This is a genomic window from Pseudacidovorax sp. 1753 (assembly GCF_040544975.1).
Classification (GTDB): Bacteria; Pseudomonadota; Gammaproteobacteria; order Burkholderiales; family Burkholderiaceae_C; genus Xenophilus.
The window spans coordinates 51,158-68,183 of record NZ_JBEPKY010000010.1 but is presented as its reverse complement, the minus strand read 5'-3'; the positions used below and the strand labels follow the sequence as shown (position 1 = coordinate 68,183).

Here is a 17,026-nt window from a genome sequence, read left to right as displayed (position 1 = left end):
GAACGCATGCGCGTCAGGTTGTACGCCGTCATGGTCAGCACGAACAGATGAACCAGCGGTACAGCAGGTTGTACTGGGTCTGCTCCATGAGCTGGCGATCCGAGCGCACGCTGAAGAAGATCTGCACGAGCATTGCGCGCAGCAACTTCTCTGGCGCAATGCTGGGTCGCCCGCCCTTGATGTCGGCCTCGTACATGCCGGCGAACAGGCCATCCATCTTCACCAACGCTTCGTTGACCATCGCCCGCATCGGACGCAACGGGTGCCGACTCGGGGCTGGTACATACGGTGCGAGGCACCGCTGGCAACGTCAACGACGTGGTCGAGGGCAACAGCCTGCTGCACGGGCAGGAGGAGTTCGCGTTCGGCGATGCGGGCTACCAGGGCGTGAACAAGCGTGCTGATGCGAGGGCGCACGTGCGCTGGCATGTGGCGATGCGTCCGGGGCTGCGCCGCGCGCTTGAACCCGCAACCGGCGCGGTGGATGCACTGACCGACAGGATCGAGCAGCTGAAGGCAAGCGTACGAGCCAAAGTCGAGCACCCGTTTCGGGTGATCAAGCGCCAATTCGGACATGTGAAGGTTCGCTACCGCGGCTTGGCTAAGAACACCGTGCAGTTGAAGGTACTGTTTGCGTTGAGCAACCTGTGGATGGTCAGACAGACATTGATGGCCCAGGTGCGTCCTGCAACGGCGTGACGGACACAGAACTGCTAGACGGAAGCTTTGGGAACCCACTTCCACCCTACGCCGCAGGCCCTTGCCGACTTGGCTCCCGCACCTGCCGCTGGCAGCCAACAAGACGGGGCGGTCAAATTGTTCTGACGCGCAGCGCACGATTGGTGAAGAGCGTCCCTAGCGGAGAGCAGGTGTTGCACTTCAGGTTTGAATCCGTCCTTTCATGTCGTTGCTACTCCAGGATTGATAACGAGAACGCGAGCCTTCGGGTTCAAGTGACACTCTCGAGACGGATGATTTCGGGCTTGCCATCCATGTAGTCACCCAACTGGCGCCCAAATATCCTGAAATGCTCTGTCTTCTTATGCGCTTCCATGGCAGCTTCACAAACGTAGCGCTCTAGGAATGAATAGCGGTTTTCGCTCTCCCGTAGAAGTTCATAGCCCAATGAACCCGGCTCGGTTCGAGACGCCGCAACCAGCTTCGATGCCACCTCAAGGAAGTGAGATGTGGAATCCGTCTTAATTTTCACGCGCGCGAGAATAGCGATCATTTTTTCCTCGATTTGAAAGTCGTATCCAAAGTCACTGGATCGGCTTCATCCAATGCCAAACTGACGGCCCCCTCCAGCCATGTCCTTTATCTGATCCATTGTTTGCTGACGAAAGATCACCATGCTAGAGCCATCCAAGTGAATGTAGAAAGCCGCTCGGTCTTCGTAGACCTCGTAGAGAAGAATACGGTGCGGTGTATCCGACGCAAGAAGGAGGTCAAATACAAGAGTCCCGGCCTCCTCTCTCAGACCGATCATGATGCTCCAGAAGCGCCGTAAAAACCTTTTCTCGGCATTCCTGAACCACATCGACTTTGGCCAAAATGACATGCCTGGACATTCCGGTTCTCCTGTTCGGCGCCATTCCTGAAGAAATCAAGCAGCAGGCCATTGACCTCCCCGGGTTTCTCCTGCTGGACCCAATGCCCCGCATCCTTGATGAGATGCTTTCCGCACAGCCCCGGAACATTGGTTTCTAAGTCTTCGTACTCCTTCGCTGCCATCTTCAATACCCCATCGAACTCACCGGCGATGAAAATAGCGGGTTGCCTGATCTTCGCACCGTCGAGGAACGGCGTATTTTCCCAATTTCGATCGACGTTCCGGTACCAATTGATCGACCCACGGAATCCGGAATGCTTGAATTCGGACGCATAGAAATCGAGATCTTCAGCGGTCAACCATTCCGGCAGCGCATCGGGCACGATCAATGAGTCCACGAAGTGTTTGCGCTTGTCAAACGAAAGGAATGAGCTTTTCCGATGTTCTGGATGCTTTCGGCATTCGCCCGATCCTGTGTATAGAACTCCAAGCAATGAACGGCGGACATCGATCTCGAGTTCGGACTCGACCTTCCCGACTTGCTGGAAATACTCCTGGTAGAAGTGCTTCTCCTGGCTGCTCATGTGGAATCGAGCCGCAGGCCGGACAGGTCTTCGGGGCATGTAGGGAACACTCAGCAGGCCGACCTTGGTGAACATGTCCGGCCGCAGGAGAGCGGCTGGTGCGGCAACCATCGCACCCCAGTCGTGGCCTACGAGAATGGCATTGCTCTCACCCAGCTCTTGGACGAGGCCGACCAGGTCTCCCACCAACTGCAGGACGCCGTAGTCCTCGACTCTGGGTGCAGCGTCGGTCAATCCATAGCCGCGCTGATCTGGCGCAACGACGCGATAGCCCTGTGCGGCCAACGCATTGATTTGATGCCGCCACGAGTACCAGGACTCCGGCCACCCATGGCAGAGAAGAACCAGGGGACCCTCGCCTTCTTCAACGTAATGGATTCGAATTCGGTTGGCGTACGCGAATCGATGCTGGTATTTCTTCAAGATCCGATGCTCCTTCATGCAAAAGAATCGCGCGCGATGCATCGAGTGGTCACCGGGAGAACACCCACCACGGCGCGCCAGGAATGGCAGGTCAAGCATTCAAGCCCCCCCCGCGAGCTTGTCCTGGATGCGATCGATCAACGAATTCAGGGTCGTCAAATCGGCATCGCCGAGAACTGCCCGCACATGCTTCTGCGCTCTCCGCCATCGACCCCGGGCACTCAGGAGCGTCGCCGCCCCCAGCTCCGTAAGGGTCACGATCCGCTGGCGAGCGTCTTGCCCGCTTTCTTGAGCAGCCCATCGCCGAGCGAGCAGCGGACGCAGGTTGCGCGTCAGCGTGGACGCATCCATCGTCATGGCCTCGGCGAGCACGGACGGCGACACGGGACCTAACTGTTCAACGCACGCTAATAGAGAGAACTGCGTCATGCGAAGACCGATGCCCGCCATTTCCGCGTCATACAGCCTGCCGATCGCGCGGCTGAGCTTTCGCACCCTCAAGTGGGTGCAATCAACGACGGGAGAACCCAGCGATGCCACGGCCTTGCCCCGTCTTCGTCAAGCCGATCGCGCGGACATGTGGAACGACGTGAGATCGAGAGGCAGTGCACCCGATTCGTCGCGCACCTCCGTCCGCATCGCGGTCAAGCGCCCGCCGCGCCGAACGGGCCTGGTCCGATGCATGAAGGACCCCTCCTCCGCGGTTGGAGAGCAAATTCGCATCCAGCGTGACCGCCAGCGGGGCCCCTGTCCCTGCTCTCCAATGGCCTCCTCCCAGGGCGGCATGCGTCGCAACCACATCGGCGAACCAGATGAACGCGCCGACGTGCACCGTCCCGAAAGGGTTCTTCATTTCGTCCTCGATCTGCATTCGTCCGGTGGCGCCGTATTCGCTGCCCTCGACGCTGAATGCCAGACGATGCTGGTAAGTCGTGATGGGCTCATTGACACTCATTCGATTGATCCTTTGGTTCTGCCGCATCGAAGCACGCAGACTTCATGCAAGCCCATTCGCGTCCCCGTATCCAGCCGGCGCGACACTTTGGACTTCTCCTCGGGTGTGCGCGGTGCGAATCGACGTGAGCTGCCGTACACACGCCAGTAGCGGGGATGCATGCGACGCGCCCGCTGCAATGTAGGGCGGTGCCAGATCGACGAAATTCAAGTTGATCCGGTGCTCGACGAATTGCTGCGCGATCTCTGTCGCGGTCGAACTCTCAGTCCTCGGCAATGCCCCATGCCTCAGGGGCACTTGCGACAGCCGCAGCCCGGCGAAATCTCCAATCAGGATCACGCGCGCCGGATCGACCGCCGTGGAGCCAGCGTGCAGACTCGGGATAAGTTCCTGGATCAGATCCAGCTCACCCTGGAGTTGTTCTCTTGCGCGCAGGGCGAAATCAGATGAGGAAGACTGTGCAATCCGAGCGAGCCTTTCAACGCTCACGAGAATGTGCAGCTTCGAGATCTCTTCATTGAGCAGGTGCAAGAAATGGGAGAGCGTCAAGGGATCCTGAAGATTCACCGCGTACCCCTTGGCCTTTCCCGACCTGCGAAGCGCTTCGACCTGCATGCTGCACTCACGCTGATCGCGATTCACTAGGTAAACCGTTGCATCCGCTTTCACCAGCATGTCGGCGATCTGGAATCCTGTTTCGTTGGCGGTGCTGGTGACCAGTGCGCACTTGCCCTCGAACTGCAAGGCTTCGCCATCAAGACTTATGAAATCACCCATTGAAGGCCTCTTTCTCGGTTGCAATCGTCGGAAAGTCATCCGGGACGTCGGGGCGTGCGAGCCATGGGCGCTATCGGCTCAAGCAAGCATTCCCTGCAGACGGACGCGAACGATGTCCTCGGCCTCCACCATGATTCTCTGGATGAGTTCCTGGACCGTTGGCACGTCGTCGATGAGTCCGGCCACCATGCCGCAGGACCAGGCGCCAGCATCCAGTTCTCCGTCTCGCATGACCCGAGGGTAGACACCCGCCACTTCGTCCACGATGTCCTCAAAGCGAATGTCCGGCCCCAGTTCCCTTTCCTTGGCAAGCAGCCGGTCGACGCCGGCATTGCCTAGAACACGCTCGGTGTTTCTCAGCGGCCGCATGACCAGCCGCGTGTCGAGCTCGCTGGCGTCGACGATCGCCTGCTTCACGTTGGAGTGAACCGGCGCTTCCTGGGTCGCGACGAACCGGGTTCCCATGTTGATGCCCGCCGCCCCCATGGCCAGCGCGGCGACAAGGGAGCGGCCATCAGCCATGCCGCCCGAGGCAACGAACGGAATCCGCAGTTCGTCGGCGGCCCGAGGCAGCAGAATGAAGTTCGGGACGTCGTCTTCTCCGGGGTGGCCGCCGCATTCGAAGCCATCGACACTCACCGCGTCGCAGCCGATCCTCTCCGCCTTGAGCGCATGCCGCACGGAGGTGCATTTGTGGATGACCCTGATGCCAGCTTCATGAAGCATGGCCAGCCACTTCTGCGGGTTGTTGCCGGCCGTCTCGACGATCTTCACCCCACCCTCGATCACCGTGCGGACATAGCCCGGGTAGTCGGGCGGATTGCGGGCAGGAAGAAAGGTGATGTTGACGCCGAAAGGCTTGTCGGTCATCTCCCTGCAGCGCCGGATCTCATTGGCAAGATCATCGGGAGTGGGCTGCGTCAATGCGGTCAGTATGCCGAGTCCACCGGCGTTCGACACGGCTGCGGCCAACTCGGCATAGCCAACGTAGTGCATGCCGCCTTGAATGATGGGATGTGCAATTCCAAAGAGTTCGGTGATGCGGGTTTTCATGACTCGTGCAGGCCTCATTGCCAAGAAGATCGGTAGGGTGTTGTGGCAGATGCTCAGAACTGGGCCGACGGAAGTTCCATCAGATACGTCGAACCACTTTCGATCCGCTGGGAAAGCATCTGAACCACTGACAGTTCGTGGTTCATCCAGTAGTTGGCTAACACCAGCTTTCTTCGAAGGAACGGTCGATCGCCCCTATCGCGCAGATGTTCCAGCGCGACACGGGACTGTCGAATCCACATAAAGGCCACTGAAAGCACTCCCACCATGGTGAGAAAGTCGTAGGAAGCGCCACCGATGTCGTATGGGTCGCGTTCAGGCTTCCTGAGCCATGCCGCTGCCGCCTCCACCTGCAACCATGCATGCCTGATGTTCTGCGCGTGCGCACGCAGCGTTTCGAATGAGCTCGCCCGCTCCGTTTCTGCCTGGACGAGCTCCAACAAGACGGTCAATGCGCTGCCTTGCTCGCCCTGCAGCTTGCGCATGACCAGATCGAGCGCCTGAACGCCATTGGCTCCCTCGTAGAGCTGAAAGATCCGGCAGTCGCGGACCAGTTGCTCCACTCCGTTCTCGCGGATGTAGCCGTGCCCCCCCATCACCTGCATCGCATCGTTCGCGCCTTCGAACGCGCGATCGCTGAAGAAGGCCTTGACCACAGGCGTCAGCAGGTTCCCAACCCAAGATCTCGGGATGCCACTGACCGTCCTCTGGTCGTCCAGAAGCATGCGGACATAGAGGCCGAGCGCACGTCCCCCCTCGAGAAAGGAGACTTGCCTGAGCAACAGCCGGCGGACATCGGGATGCACGATGATGGGATCGGACGCGCCACCCGTACGGTCTTGCTTCTTTGCCGCACGCCCCGCCAGCCGCTCACGGGCGTAGTTGGCCGCCTTGCCGTAAGCGCGGTTCGCAGTAGAGAGGGCCTGCAAGCCAGTGCCGAGCCGGGCAAAGTTCATCATGTCGAGCATGCCGCTCATGCCGGCAGACGACTTCCGTTGGCCGCCCGTCAGGTTCCGGGATTCGCCGAGCCTGTAGGCCACGCTGTCCTCGAACACCATCGTGCAGGTCGCACTGCCCTTCAGGCCCATCTTGTGCTCGATACCCGCGGCCGTGACCCCGTTGAGCGGTCCAGTCACGCCACTTTGGGGATCGAGGACTCGCCTCGACACCAGAAAGAGGCTCACCGAGGACAGGTCGTCCGACACGCGTCCGTTCTCGTCGGGCACTTTCGCGAGTACCAGATGAATAATGTTCTGCGCCAGATCGTGATCTCCACCGGTGATAAAGATCTTGGTGCCCGTGACGCGCCAGGAACCGTCTTGCTGCGGGATTGCACGCGACTTCATGAGTCGCAGATCCGTACCGCAGTGCGGTTCTGTCAGGCACATCGTTCCCGTCCAGTCTCCCGCCACCATGCGCGGCACGATCCAGCGCCGCATCCAGTCTTCGCCAGCCCTGATGATGGTGTCGTGGGCCGCAGCGGTGAGATCGGAATAGAGACTGAGGGCGCCGCACGATGAGGCCGCGAATTCCCGGACGGCCTGTCCCAGCAGGCCGGGAAGCCCGCCCCCTCCGTATTCGGCAGGCGCCGAGACGCTGTTCCACCCCCCCTGGCGCATGGCGTCGTAGGCCGCCTGGTAGCCTTCTGGCGTCGTCACCTCGCCCTGGGTAAATCGACAGCCTTGCGCATCTCCTGCGGCGTCCAGGGGTGCCCATCGCTCTTCGAAGAAGCGCGCGGACTGCTCCAGGATCTGTTGGGTGTCGTCTCGGTCGAGACGCCCTGACATGGCAGCGGTCTCCTCGCCGAGCGCGTCATGGAGCAAGAAGACGTAGTCCTCGACGGGTGCTTTGTATTGGGTCGCCATAAAAGATTTCTACGGTTTTGAAGACTCTCGAAAGAGGCACTGATCAGGCTCCCCGCGAGCCAGTTCGTCTCTCACGGCAGATCCTTGATCTCGTACGACACGGTGAAGGGCCTCAACGCATCGCGCACCCGCCTGTCGGTGGAGTTCAAGCCCTTCAGCCCAACGTCGACGTGAAACCCCTTGCTGCCCAGGTCCACCACCTTGATGACCAGGCCTTCGCCGACACCGCTCGTCTCCAGCGCCAACCGGAACATGCGTTCAATGGCGTCTACACGAAGGACGTTCTTCTGGATCTTGCCGACCAGCGTCTTGGGCATCTCCGGCACCAGGTAGCAGAATTTGGGAACCGCAGCGCGTTCCGACAGGCTACTGGCGGCATGGGCGATGACGTCCTCCGCCGTAACTTTCGAACCCGGTTTAAGAACCACGTACGCCACCGGCACTTCCCCGGCATGCGCATCGGGAGCGCCGATCACGGCAGCATCCTGAATGCCGGCCATTCCGAACAGCGACTCCTCCACCATCTTGGGATCGATGTTGTGCCCGCCGCGAATGATGAGATCCTTGGAGCGTCCCGTGATCCAGAGCGACTGATCGTGGTCCAGGTGCCCCAGATCACCGGTGTCGAGCCAGTCCCCGTCGATCCATCGCGGACCATGGTCCTGGTCGAGATAGCCGGGGAACACGGACGGTCCACGCACGACAACCAGGCCCGACTCTCCAGGCGCGCAGTCCCGGACCACCCTGCCGGCCTCGTCGGCCTGAACGATCCGGACCTGGGTGTACGGCAGCCGTATGCCCGAACTGCCAGGCTTGAAGCTTTCAGTCGGCGGCGTGACGCAGGTCACAGCCACGGTTTCCGTCATGCCCCAGCTCTCGCGCACGCCCGAGCCCGTCATCTCGCGGAAGGCCTCCGCGACCGTCGCGGACAGCGGCGCGGTCGAAGAGCCAACGTACTGGATCGAGGAAATGTCGCTGTCGCCGATGGGCACCGACAGGAGCTGGTTCACCAGTGTGGGCACGAACACGGGAAGGTTGACCCGATACGCCTGCACGATGCGCCAGATATTGGGCAAGACGGACGGGTTCCGGAACCCGGCTGACGTCAGCATCAGCACGCGCCCACCCCTGGCCAGAGTGCTGTAGCAACACACGATCGCGCCGGCGACATGGAAGACCGGAACCCCGAGGGTTACGACCCCTGCGCCAGCAGCTCCCACCACGTGGGCAAATGCCCAAACCCAGTAGACCTGGTTGCGATGGAGATGACGGGCCAGTTTGGGTGCACCCGTCGTACCGCCAGTGTGGAACAACGAGGCAGTGTCGTCCGGCGAGAACACGCGGCCAGCGCTCAGAGCATCTGCTGGGAAGCTGCTGACGCTGGACTCATAGTCGATCACGCGCACTCCCGCCACCTCCGCCGGGCACGGCGACGTGCCGCCTACGCGGATGATCGCCGAGAGTGTGCCGAGTTCGCGCGCCACGGCCTCGACCTTGGGCCAGATCGGCCCCAGTTCCTCGCCCCCATACACGGCAAGCACCTTGGTTCTCGCGGAGCGGAACATGTGGACCAGAATCTCCGGCTCCAGCATCCAGTTCGCGGGATTCACGATTCCCGCGGCCTGGGCGCCCCAGAGCAAGAACTGGGACTCCGGGACCGCCGGCATCAGGACGGACACGACATCGTCCTTGGACACACCAAGGCTGGTCAGCAGATTGGCGGTCTGGTTGACCCGACTGCGCAGTTCCGCGAACGTCACCTTGCGCGCGGTCTCCTGAATCCGGGAGCCATCGGCAAAAAAGTCGATGGCGACCTTGGAAGGGTCGATGGCACAGCCATCCATCAGCATTTCGTACGTCGATGCCGGCAGGCTGCGCTGCGACAGCGGGACACGCTCGAAGCGCTGGACATCCTCCAACGAGAGGAGTGTTTCCTGCGGCCAGTAGGCAGGATGGGTGTTCGGCGTCATGCTTGTCTCCGGTCCGCTCATTGCCGCTCGAGCCTGATCTCGGTCGCGAGCTTCCTGAATTTTTCGGATTCCCGGCCGTAGAACTCCGCAGCCTGGTTCAGGTCGATCACCTCGCCTGCCAAGTTGCCTTGCTCTTCGGACCACTTGCGAAATGAGGCGCTGGCGACGACGGGGTTGGCTGCCTTGTTGATCTTCTCCGCCATCGCGATGGGAAGCTTGGAGGCAGTGAAAATGCCAGTCCACATGGCGTAGTGCATGCCCTTGAGCGATGGGACCTCGTCGACGGACGGCACATCGGGCATGGCCGCATGCCGATTGGGGCCCAGCACCGCAAGCACCCGGATCCTTCCCTCCTTCGCGGCCTGAATGCTGCTCGGGATCAGCGGCAGCACCGTCATGTCGACCTGCTTGCCCATGAGGTCTTGCATGATGGGCGCGCCACCCTTGTAGGGAACGTGGGTCACCGGCAGGACTGCGCGTTGACTGAAGTCTGCTGCGGCAACGTGAAAGATGGATCCGAGTCCCACATTGGCGATGGATATGGGCTTGGCACCGGGTGCCTGAGCACGCGCGATGAGTTCGGACAGATCCGTCGCGGGATAGTCCGGCCGCACCAGGATCGCCAACACTCCGGTCGTCACGTGGGCGACCATCCGGAAATCCTGGGGCTGGTAGCGCACGCCGGACAGCATGAGCGGCGGCAACGCAAGCTCATTGGGCGATCCGATCATCATCGTCAGATGGTTCGGATCGGCACTGAGCAGGCGCTGCGCGCCAATGGAGCCACTGGCTCCGCCAATGTTCTCGACGATGACGGTCTTGCCGAGGTTCTTCCCCAGTTCCGTCTGGATCTGTCGAGCGGCGATGTCGAACGCACTCCCCGCGGGATAAGGAACGATCAGCGACGCCTGGGAGGCGGAAGGCATCTGCGCGTACGCCAGATGTCCGGCGGCTGCAACTACGCAGAGCGACGCGGCCAAACGCCTCAGGCATGAAGATGTGTTCATTGCTTGTCTCCAGTTTTTTCGAGAAGAAGGCTCGGAAAGTCATCGCACCGGGCCTGCCGGGTCATGCCCGGTCCATCGGGAACATTCAGAAATAGAGCTTGGCGAGGGAAAGGGCCACGCACACAGGCTTGTCACCTCCCTCGATCTCGAACGTGACCAGCCAGGCAACCTTGACGACACCGTCCCCCTCGTCGTCGACGGTCTGCAGCGTGGCGCGGATACGCAACTTGGCGCCGACAGGCACCGGCGCCGTGAACCGGACCTTGTCCAGGCCATAGTTCACACGGCTCTTGAGGCCATGAACCAGCGTGATACGTTCCGTGATCATCGGCAGCAGCGACAAGGTGAAGAAGCCGTGAGCCACCGGTCCACCGAAAGGCGACTCGCGCCTCGCGCGTTCGGGGTCGACATGAATCCATTGATGGTCACCCGTCGCGTCAGCGAAGAGATTTACCTCTTCCTGCGTCACTCGATGCCATTCGCTGGGCCCCGCCTCCATGCCCTTGAAGGCCTGCAGTTCCTGGATGGATGAGAACGTCTTCATGATGCTGCGTCTCCTTTCGCTTGCGGCGGTGAATCCTCAACGTCCTTGGAAGTTCGCCTCGCGACGCTCGACGAAGGACTGGATGCCCTCCTTGAAATCCTCGGATGCAAAGACGGTCTTCTGGATATCGGGAATCACCGCAATGGCGGCTTTCTCGCCATGCGCGATGTAGGTCAGCGCTGCGGCCTTGGTGGCTTTCAGCCCGATCGGAGCAACCTTGCAGATCAGGCGCGCGATCTCCATGGCCCTCTCCCGATGCTTTCCGTAGGGATGGACTTCCTGGACGAAGCCGCACCGGTAGGCCTCTTGCGCATTGAACTCGTCGCAAAGGAAGAGGTGGTACATGGCATTGCCCCAACCCGTTCGCGTGAGATAGCGGAAGTGCGCTCCGCCCAGCGGCGCAATACCGCGCTTGGATTCCAACTGGCAGAAGCGCGCCGTGTCGGCCGCGATCACGATGTCGGACGCCAGCATCTGCTCGATGCCGATGGTGTAGGTAATGCCATGGACCACGGAGATCACCGGCTTGCGGCAGCGCGTCTCCAACGCGAAGGGGTCGATCTGGTCAGCGGGGATCGGCTTGGCGGTCGCCGTCGGTCCAAAGAACTTGGGCATGTCCAGGCCCGCGGTGGTGTGTTCCCCCGCGGGGTCCAACACGGCAACCCACAGGTTGTCGTCGTTGTCGAACTCGGTCAGGCGCTGGGAAAGCTGGTGCATCAGTTCGGGCGTGATGGCATTTTTCTTGGCGACGTTGTCCAGTGAGATGACGGCGATATGCCCGTCCACCGTCATGCGCACTTCGGGGGTGTTTGTCTCGTTGCTCATGTTGCGTCCTTGTCTCTTTGGTGATGGGAAATCAGCAGGCGGTCAGTCCGCCGTCGACAGCCAGGATCTGGCCCGTGATGTGTTTGCCGGCGTCGCTGGCGAAGAGCACCGCGGCGCCTTTGAGGTCGTCCTCGTCACCGATGCGTTGCAGTGGAACGTTCTCGGCGAGTTTCTCGACACCGACCGCTGCGATCGTTCCCTTGGTCATCTTCGAAGGGAAGAAGCCGGGTGCCAGGGCATTGACCGTGATGCCGTGCGGTCCCCATTCACCGGCGAGTGCGCGTGTGAGATTCACGACGGCGCCCTTGCTGGTGTTGTAGGCCAGCGTGGCCTGCGCGTTCGGCCCATTGCCCCTGAGGCCTGCGACCGATGCGAGATTGATGATCCGCCCGAAGCGATTCGGAATCATCGAGAGTCGTCCCACCTTCTGCGTCAGCAGGAAGATCGACCGGACGTTCAAGTTCATCACCTTGTCCCACGCCGTGAGCGGGTGATCGGCGGTGCTGGCACCCCAGGTTGCTCCCGCGTTGTTGACCAGGATGTCGATGCGGCCCAGCCGCTCCACGGCCTGCGTGGCGAGACGCTCGACATCCTCTTCCTTTGCGCTGTCGGCCGCGATCCATGCCGCGTCGATGTCGAGCCCCTTCAGATGCGAAGCCGCCTGCTCGAGGGACTCCGCCTTGCGCGACGAAATCACAACGCGGGCGCCCTGCGTGCCGAGTGCCTCGGCGATCTGTAGACCCAGGCCGCTGGAGCCGCCTGTCACCAGCGCGGTGCGTCCCTTGAGGCTGAAAAGCTGAGATACCACTGTCATTTCCAATTCCTGTTCACAGAACTTCAAACAATCCGGCAGCACCCTGGCCACCACCGATGCACATGGTCACGACCACGAACTTCACGCCACGGCGCTTGCCTTCGATCAAGGCATGGCCCGTAAGCCGCGACCCCGTGGTGCCATAGGGATGCCCGACCGCGATCGCTCCGCCGTTGACGTTGAGACGCTCGTCCGGAATTCCCAACCGGTCCCGGCAATACAGGACCTGGCAAGCGAAGGCTTCATTGAGTTCCCACAGTCCCACGTCTTCGATCTTCACGCCGGCCCGCTCCAGCAAACGAGGGACGGCGAACACTGGTCCAACCCCCATCTCGTCAGGTTCACAACCCGCGATGGCGAAGCCGCGAAAGAGACCCATCGGTTCGATGCCACGACGTTCCGCCAGCCTGGCATTCATCACCACGCAAGCCGACGATCCATCCGAGAACTGGCTTGCATTGCCTGCGGTCACCATGCCTCCAGGCAGGGCGGGCCGAAGGGGCGCAATCCCTTCCAAAGTGGTGTCGCCGCGAATGCCCTCGTCGGATGCGACCGTGACCTCGCGCGTCGTCACCCGACCGGATGCATCGACGCCCCCCATGACCGTGGTCATGGGGACGATCTCGTCGTCGAACTTTCCGGCGTCCCGCGCTGCGGCTGCCCTCAGTTGGCTGCGCACGCCATATTCGTCCTGGGCCTGCTTGCTGATGCCGTAACGCTGGGCCACCTGCTCGGCGGTTTGCAGCATGCTCCAGTAGTACGCCGGCTTGTGCTCGGCCAGCCATGGGTCTTGGGCCATGTGCGTGTTGGCCTGGTTCTGAACACAGGAGATGGATTCCACCCCCCCTGCCACGATGGCAGGCGCCCCCTCCAGGATCACGCGTTGCGCCGCCATGGCGATGGTCTGCAGTCCGGACGAGCAGAAGCGGTTGACCGTCACGCCCCCCGTCGTCACGGGCAGCCCTGCGCGCAGCGCAATACCGCGTGCAATGTTCCCGCCCGTGGTGCCCTCCCCAAACGTCCCGCCCATGATGCAATCCTCGATCTCCGCAGGATCGAGCCCTGAGCGGCCTACCGCATGCCGCACGGCATGGGCCCCCAGGGTCGCACCGAAAGTCATGTTGAATCCGCCTTTCCAGCTCTTCGCCAGTCCGGTACGCGCGGTCGAAACGATCACAGCCTCATCCATCTTTTGTCCTTTGACGTTCGGTTCTCAGGCATTGAAGCTCGCGCGTTGCGCAGCCAGCCTTTCGAGCATCGGAGCGGGCTTCCAACTCGCATCCGCCCTGGAAAATTCCAGCACGCGTCGATGCACGTTGAAGACCCCCACGGTGTCCGCGTAGAACATGGGGCCGCCGCGCCACCTGGGGAAGCCATAACCATGCAGGTAGACGGCATCGATATCCGAGGCGCGGGCCGCGATTCCCTCTTCCAGGATCCGGGCTCCTTCGTTGACCAATGCATAGATCAAGCGGTCGACGATCTCGTCGCCGTCGAAGCGGCGCGGCCGGATGCCGCGTTCCTGCCAGTACGCCTGAAGCATCTGCCGTGTCCGCTGCGAAGCCTGGGCGGTCCGCTTGCCGGCTTCATAGTCGTACCAGCCCGATCCGGTCTTCTGCCCGAAGTGGCCCGCCTCGCAAAGGCGGTCGCCGAGCTCGAACTTCGGGCAGGCCGCGTCCTCGGCGTAGTGGCGCTTGCGAATGGCCCAGCCGATGTCGTTGCCCGCGAGGTCCGACATGCGAAACGGTCCCATGGCCATGCCAAACTTCTCGATGGCCCGGTCGACCTGCTCCGGCAGGGCGCCTTGTTCTAATAGCTCTCCGGCACGATGGAAATAGGCGTTGATCATGCGGTTTCCGATGAACCCATCGCACACCCCCGAGACGACGGCAATCTTGCCGATCCGCTTGGCCAGGCTCATGGCCGTTTGCATCACCTCGCCGGAAGTCTTGTCGCCACGGACGACCTCGAGCAACGTCATGATGTGAGCTGGACTGAAGAAGTGCAGGCCCAGCACGTCTTGCGGTCGACTCGTCCCCGCCGCAATCCTGTTCACGTCCAAGGTAGAAGTGTTCGTTGCCAGGACTGCGCCAGGCTTCGCGATTTGGTCCAGCGCGCGAAAGATGCTCAGCTTCAGATCCAACTCCTCGTACACGGCCTCGATCACCAGATCGCAGTCGCGTACGGCTGTCAGGTCGACCGTCGTATCGAGCAGGGCGAGTCGCCGCTCCAGTTGCTCCTTGCTCAGTTTGCCCTTCGAGACACCTGCGCCATAAATGCCGCGAATGTTCGACACGCTCCTTTGGAGCGCCTCTTCTCCCAGATCTACGAGGATCACGGGAAGATCAGCGTTCAGGAAGTTCATGGCGATTCCGGTACCCATCAGTCCGCCGCCGATGACCCCGACCCGATGTACTGTCCTTGCGGCTGCATCTGCAACATCGCTCAACTTCGCCGCCGCGCGTTCGGAGAAGAAAGCATGTCGCAATGATCGGGATACGGCACCGTTCATCAGCTCCGAGAAAAGCCTGCGTTCTAGGGCAAGGCCGTCGTCGAAAGGCAGCTTGAAGCCGGCCTCGATCGCATCGAGACAGCACTGCGGCGCGGGAAGGTTCTTGTACCGCGCCGCTGCAGCCGCTCGTGCAATGGCCAGATAACCCTCTGGATTGCCGTGCTTGACTTTCATGTCGCGCACCAGCGGATGAGGGCCTGGGCGCCCGACGACTTCTTCGGCCAGCTCCAACGCGGCCTTGACGGCGTCCCCGTCGGTCATCCGGTCGAAGAGCCCTGAGTCCGCCAGCGCCTGAGAGGGCATCGAGGTTCCGTGGACGATCATGTTGGCGGCGATCTCCAGACCGATGAGGCGAGGCAGTCGCTGCGTGCCACCCGCACCCGGAAGCAAGCCCATCGTCACTTCGGAGAGCGCTATCCGGGCGCCGGACGACGCAACGCGGTAGTGGCATGCCAGCGCCAATTCCAGGCCGCCGCCCATGGCGACGGAGTGAATGGCGGCAATAACCGGTTTGGAACTGGCTTCGATGGCGAGAAGAACCGCATGCAGACCCGGCTCCTTGACGGAGTGCGGTGAGTCGAACTCCCGCATGTCGGCACCGCCTGAGAAGGATCTTCCGTGACCTGTCAACACGATGGCGCGAACATTCACATCGCCTGCGGCGCGATCGATGTCGTTGACGATGCCCAGGCAGACACTACTGCTCAGGCTATTGACGGGAGGATTCGCGATGGCGATCAGCGCAACGCTTCCGCGAACTTCATAAGTAGTACTCATGGTATGGGCGTTTGATTTCAGATGGATCAGACGTGAGTGAGGATTGCCTGCGGCGTGCGGTCGAGAAAGCGACGGAAGATCTGCTGCGCTTCCGGCGTGCGGCGCAACGCGTCGAAGACCGCCGACTCCCGGTCAATACGCGCGGCCAGCGAGTCGTTCCAGCCCTGGCGGAGCAAAGCTCGTGTGGCCCGAAGCGCCATCTGCGGCTTGGACGCGAGCCGCTGAGCGACGGACAGGGCCTCTTCCTCGGCCAACTCGGCCGGCATGACCTGATTCACCAAGCCTGCGAATCGAGCCTCGCCCGCGGGTATCGACGCGCCCAACAGCATCCATTCCGTGGCTTTGTTACGCCCGACGATTCTTTCCAGGACAAGAGTCGACGCGAACTCCGGACACAGTCCGAGATCCACGAATGGAAATCGCAACCGGGCGTCATCGGAGGCAACGACATAGTCGCAATGCAGCAGTACCGTCGCGCCGATCCCTACCGCATGTCCGCGCACGCACGCCACCAATGGCTTGCTCAGGGAAATGACGGCGCGAATGAAGGACGCAGCGGCGGGTTCGTGCGGTTCTTCGGCGTCCTGATCCAGGAACAGGCCGATGTCATTGCCGCTGGTGAATACTCCGCCGTTTCCGCGCAGCAGAATCGAATGGACGGAATTGCAAGCCTCTGCATCCTGGAATGACTCAGCCAGCTTCGCGTACATCGACGCGGTCAGCGCATTCCTTTTTTCGGTCCGGCTCAGCGCAATGACGAGAACGTTGCCGTCCTGGCGAACCGTTACGTCTTCACTCATCCTGTCTCCTTTGACACCGGCACATGCGCCTTGCGTGTTGGGAGCAGTTTTCTCCGGATGTCGTTTGGACGCACTCAGAAACTTCTTTGCGAGTCGTCAGAATTTTCTGGACGAACTTGGAGTGCCCCCCTTCGGCTGGACCACCGATAGTTGCAGAGACTGATACGCTGGCTGGACCTTCACCAGGAGAAGGTTCACGACCGCAAGCTCGACAGGCCGCCAGCATTCGCTGGAGTTCAAGTTGCAGGTTTGCCGGGAAATCCGCCTGGGCGGCCTTCGCCGGCCGGATGCGCAACGCAAGCACAAGCTCTCGGCGGCGCTGATCCAGACATGGTTAACACGCTTCGACGACGGACGCTTGGAAGGGCAGGCACCCGCTCCCCTCATGGTGGCCGAGTACGGAGCCAAGATCACGGCGCTCGGGCGCAAGATCGGGCAGCTCACCATGGAGATGGGCCTGCTGAAAAAAACTCCGCGCCTGCGCCTTGTGAGCATTCCAGGCCCATTACAGCGCCCGGCGTTCGCGAAGAAACGACGGTGCTGCTGCGCTACAAGGTGAACGGCAGCG

17 protein-coding genes and 2 pseudogenes are annotated in these 17,026 nt (G+C 61.5%); 2 read left to right on the top strand and 17 right to left on the bottom strand.

The window, feature by feature from the left end:
- Positions 1-46: 46 nt before the first annotated feature.
- A pseudogene (locus tag ABIC63_RS14070) lies at positions 47-274 on the bottom strand (transposase); the annotation flags it as partial.
- On the opposite strand from ABIC63_RS14070, the pseudogene ABIC63_RS14065 reads away from it, so the two are divergent.
- Positions 265-699: pseudogene (locus tag ABIC63_RS14065) on the top strand (transposase); the annotation flags it as partial. The pseudogenes ABIC63_RS14070 and ABIC63_RS14065 sit on opposite strands and share 10 nt — an antisense overlap.
- Before the next feature lie 250 nt (positions 700-949).
- On the opposite strand, the gene ABIC63_RS14060 reads toward ABIC63_RS14065, so the two are convergent.
- The 16 genes from ABIC63_RS14060 to ABIC63_RS13985 form a co-directional block, all read right to left on the bottom strand.
- A complete protein-coding gene (locus ABIC63_RS14060) occupies positions 950-1,231 on the bottom strand; it encodes a putative quinol monooxygenase (protein WP_354320186.1) in 282 nt (93 codons plus the stop codon).
- 45 nt (positions 1,232-1,276) lie between these two features.
- Positions 1,277-1,489: a putative quinol monooxygenase gene (locus ABIC63_RS14055; protein WP_354320185.1), complete on the bottom strand. Its 213-nt coding sequence runs from the start codon at positions 1,487-1,489 to the stop codon at positions 1,277-1,279.
- Positions 1,486-2,559: an alpha/beta fold hydrolase gene (locus ABIC63_RS14050; RefSeq protein ID WP_354320184.1), complete on the bottom strand. Its 1,074-nt coding sequence runs from the start codon at positions 2,557-2,559 to the stop codon at positions 1,486-1,488. Before ABIC63_RS14050 ends, ABIC63_RS14055 begins: the two co-directional genes overlap by 4 nt.
- Before the next feature lie 99 nt (positions 2,560-2,658).
- Positions 2,659-3,054, bottom strand: a complete 396-nt coding sequence (locus ABIC63_RS14045; protein WP_354320183.1) for a MarR family winged helix-turn-helix transcriptional regulator — start codon at positions 3,052-3,054, stop codon at positions 2,659-2,661.
- Positions 3,055-3,070: 16 nt separating this feature from the next.
- A complete protein-coding gene (locus ABIC63_RS14040; protein ID WP_354320182.1) occupies positions 3,071-3,514 on the bottom strand; it encodes a hotdog fold domain-containing protein in 444 nt (147 codons plus the stop codon).
- A gap of 42 nt (positions 3,515-3,556) precedes the next feature.
- Entirely contained in the window at positions 3,557-4,291 is a 735-nt protein-coding gene (locus ABIC63_RS14035) for an SDR family NAD(P)-dependent oxidoreductase (protein WP_354320181.1), read from the bottom strand.
- 78 nt (positions 4,292-4,369) lie between these two features.
- Positions 4,370-5,344 (bottom strand): NAD(P)H-dependent flavin oxidoreductase, encoded by a 975-nt coding sequence (locus ABIC63_RS14030; RefSeq protein ID WP_354320180.1) that lies wholly within the window; start codon positions 5,342-5,344, stop codon positions 4,370-4,372.
- A 53-nt stretch (positions 5,345-5,397) separates the two neighbouring features.
- Positions 5,398-7,209, bottom strand: a complete 1,812-nt coding sequence (locus ABIC63_RS14025) for an acyl-CoA dehydrogenase C-terminal domain-containing protein (protein WP_354320179.1) — start codon at positions 7,207-7,209, stop codon at positions 5,398-5,400.
- Between the two features lie 71 nt (positions 7,210-7,280).
- The gene (locus tag ABIC63_RS14020; RefSeq protein ID WP_354320178.1) at positions 7,281-9,179 is read right to left on the bottom strand and encodes an acyl-CoA synthetase; all 1,899 of its coding nucleotides are present in this window, start codon (positions 9,177-9,179) and stop codon (positions 7,281-7,283) included.
- A gap of 17 nt (positions 9,180-9,196) precedes the next feature.
- Positions 9,197-10,186, bottom strand: coding sequence for a Bug family tripartite tricarboxylate transporter substrate binding protein (locus ABIC63_RS14015; protein ID WP_354320177.1), 990 nt, complete (start codon positions 10,184-10,186; stop codon positions 9,197-9,199).
- A gap of 85 nt (positions 10,187-10,271) precedes the next feature.
- Complete coding sequence (locus tag ABIC63_RS14010; protein ID WP_354320176.1) at positions 10,272-10,730, bottom strand: MaoC family dehydratase; 459 nt, start codon at positions 10,728-10,730, stop codon at positions 10,272-10,274.
- Positions 10,731-10,766: 36 nt separating this feature from the next.
- A complete protein-coding gene (locus ABIC63_RS14005) occupies positions 10,767-11,555 on the bottom strand; it encodes a crotonase/enoyl-CoA hydratase family protein (protein ID WP_354320175.1) in 789 nt (262 codons plus the stop codon).
- A gap of 31 nt (positions 11,556-11,586) precedes the next feature.
- The gene (locus ABIC63_RS14000) at positions 11,587-12,369 is read right to left on the bottom strand and encodes an SDR family oxidoreductase (protein ID WP_354320174.1); all 783 of its coding nucleotides are present in this window, start codon (positions 12,367-12,369) and stop codon (positions 11,587-11,589) included.
- Between the two features lie 13 nt (positions 12,370-12,382).
- Entirely contained in the window at positions 12,383-13,558 is a 1,176-nt protein-coding gene (locus ABIC63_RS13995; protein WP_354320173.1) for an acetyl-CoA C-acyltransferase, read from the bottom strand.
- A gap of 24 nt (positions 13,559-13,582) precedes the next feature.
- Positions 13,583-15,658: a 3-hydroxyacyl-CoA dehydrogenase NAD-binding domain-containing protein gene (locus ABIC63_RS13990; RefSeq protein ID WP_354320172.1), complete on the bottom strand. Its 2,076-nt coding sequence runs from the start codon at positions 15,656-15,658 to the stop codon at positions 13,583-13,585.
- Between the two features lie 26 nt (positions 15,659-15,684).
- Positions 15,685-16,458 carry an enoyl-CoA hydratase-related protein gene (locus ABIC63_RS13985; protein ID WP_354320171.1) on the bottom strand — a complete coding sequence of 258 codons (774 nt, stop codon included), beginning with the start codon at positions 16,456-16,458 and terminating at the stop codon, positions 15,685-15,687.
- A gap of 241 nt (positions 16,459-16,699) precedes the next feature.
- Between ABIC63_RS13985 and ABIC63_RS13980 the strand changes: the two genes are divergently transcribed.
- Positions 16,700-17,017, top strand: coding sequence for a transposase (locus tag ABIC63_RS13980; RefSeq protein WP_354320170.1), 318 nt, complete (start codon positions 16,700-16,702; stop codon positions 17,015-17,017).
- Positions 17,018-17,026 lie beyond the last annotated feature (9 nt).

Coding starts and splice junctions, on each gene's coding strand:
- ABIC63_RS14060 (WP_354320186.1), bottom strand. CDS start 1,231: ATGATCGCTATTCTCGCGCGCGTGAAAATTAAGACGGATTCCACATCT.
- ABIC63_RS14055 (WP_354320185.1), bottom strand. CDS start 1,489: ATGATCGGTCTGAGAGAGGAGGCCGGGACTCTTGTATTTGACCTCCTT.
- ABIC63_RS14040 (WP_354320182.1), bottom strand. CDS start 3,514: ATGAGTGTCAATGAGCCCATCACGACTTACCAGCATCGTCTGGCATTC.
- ABIC63_RS14035 (WP_354320181.1), bottom strand. CDS start 4,291: ATGGGTGATTTCATAAGTCTTGATGGCGAAGCCTTGCAGTTCGAGGGC.
- ABIC63_RS14030 (WP_354320180.1), bottom strand. CDS start 5,344: ATGAAAACCCGCATCACCGAACTCTTTGGAATTGCACATCCCATCATT.
- ABIC63_RS14025 (WP_354320179.1), bottom strand. CDS start 7,209: ATGGCGACCCAATACAAAGCACCCGTCGAGGACTACGTCTTCTTGCTC.
- ABIC63_RS14020 (WP_354320178.1), bottom strand. CDS start 9,179: ATGACGCCGAACACCCATCCTGCCTACTGGCCGCAGGAAACACTCCTC.
- ABIC63_RS14015 (WP_354320177.1), bottom strand. CDS start 10,186: ATGAACACATCTTCATGCCTGAGGCGTTTGGCCGCGTCGCTCTGCGTA.
- ABIC63_RS14010 (WP_354320176.1), bottom strand. CDS start 10,730: ATGAAGACGTTCTCATCCATCCAGGAACTGCAGGCCTTCAAGGGCATG.
- ABIC63_RS14005 (WP_354320175.1), bottom strand. CDS start 11,555: ATGAGCAACGAGACAAACACCCCCGAAGTGCGCATGACGGTGGACGGG.
- ABIC63_RS14000 (WP_354320174.1), bottom strand. CDS start 12,369: ATGACAGTGGTATCTCAGCTTTTCAGCCTCAAGGGACGCACCGCGCTG.
- ABIC63_RS13995 (WP_354320173.1), bottom strand. CDS start 13,558: ATGGATGAGGCTGTGATCGTTTCGACCGCGCGTACCGGACTGGCGAAG.
- ABIC63_RS13990 (WP_354320172.1), bottom strand. CDS start 15,658: ATGAGTACTACTTATGAAGTTCGCGGAAGCGTTGCGCTGATCGCCATC.
- ABIC63_RS13985 (WP_354320171.1), bottom strand. CDS start 16,458: ATGAGTGAAGACGTAACGGTTCGCCAGGACGGCAACGTTCTCGTCATT.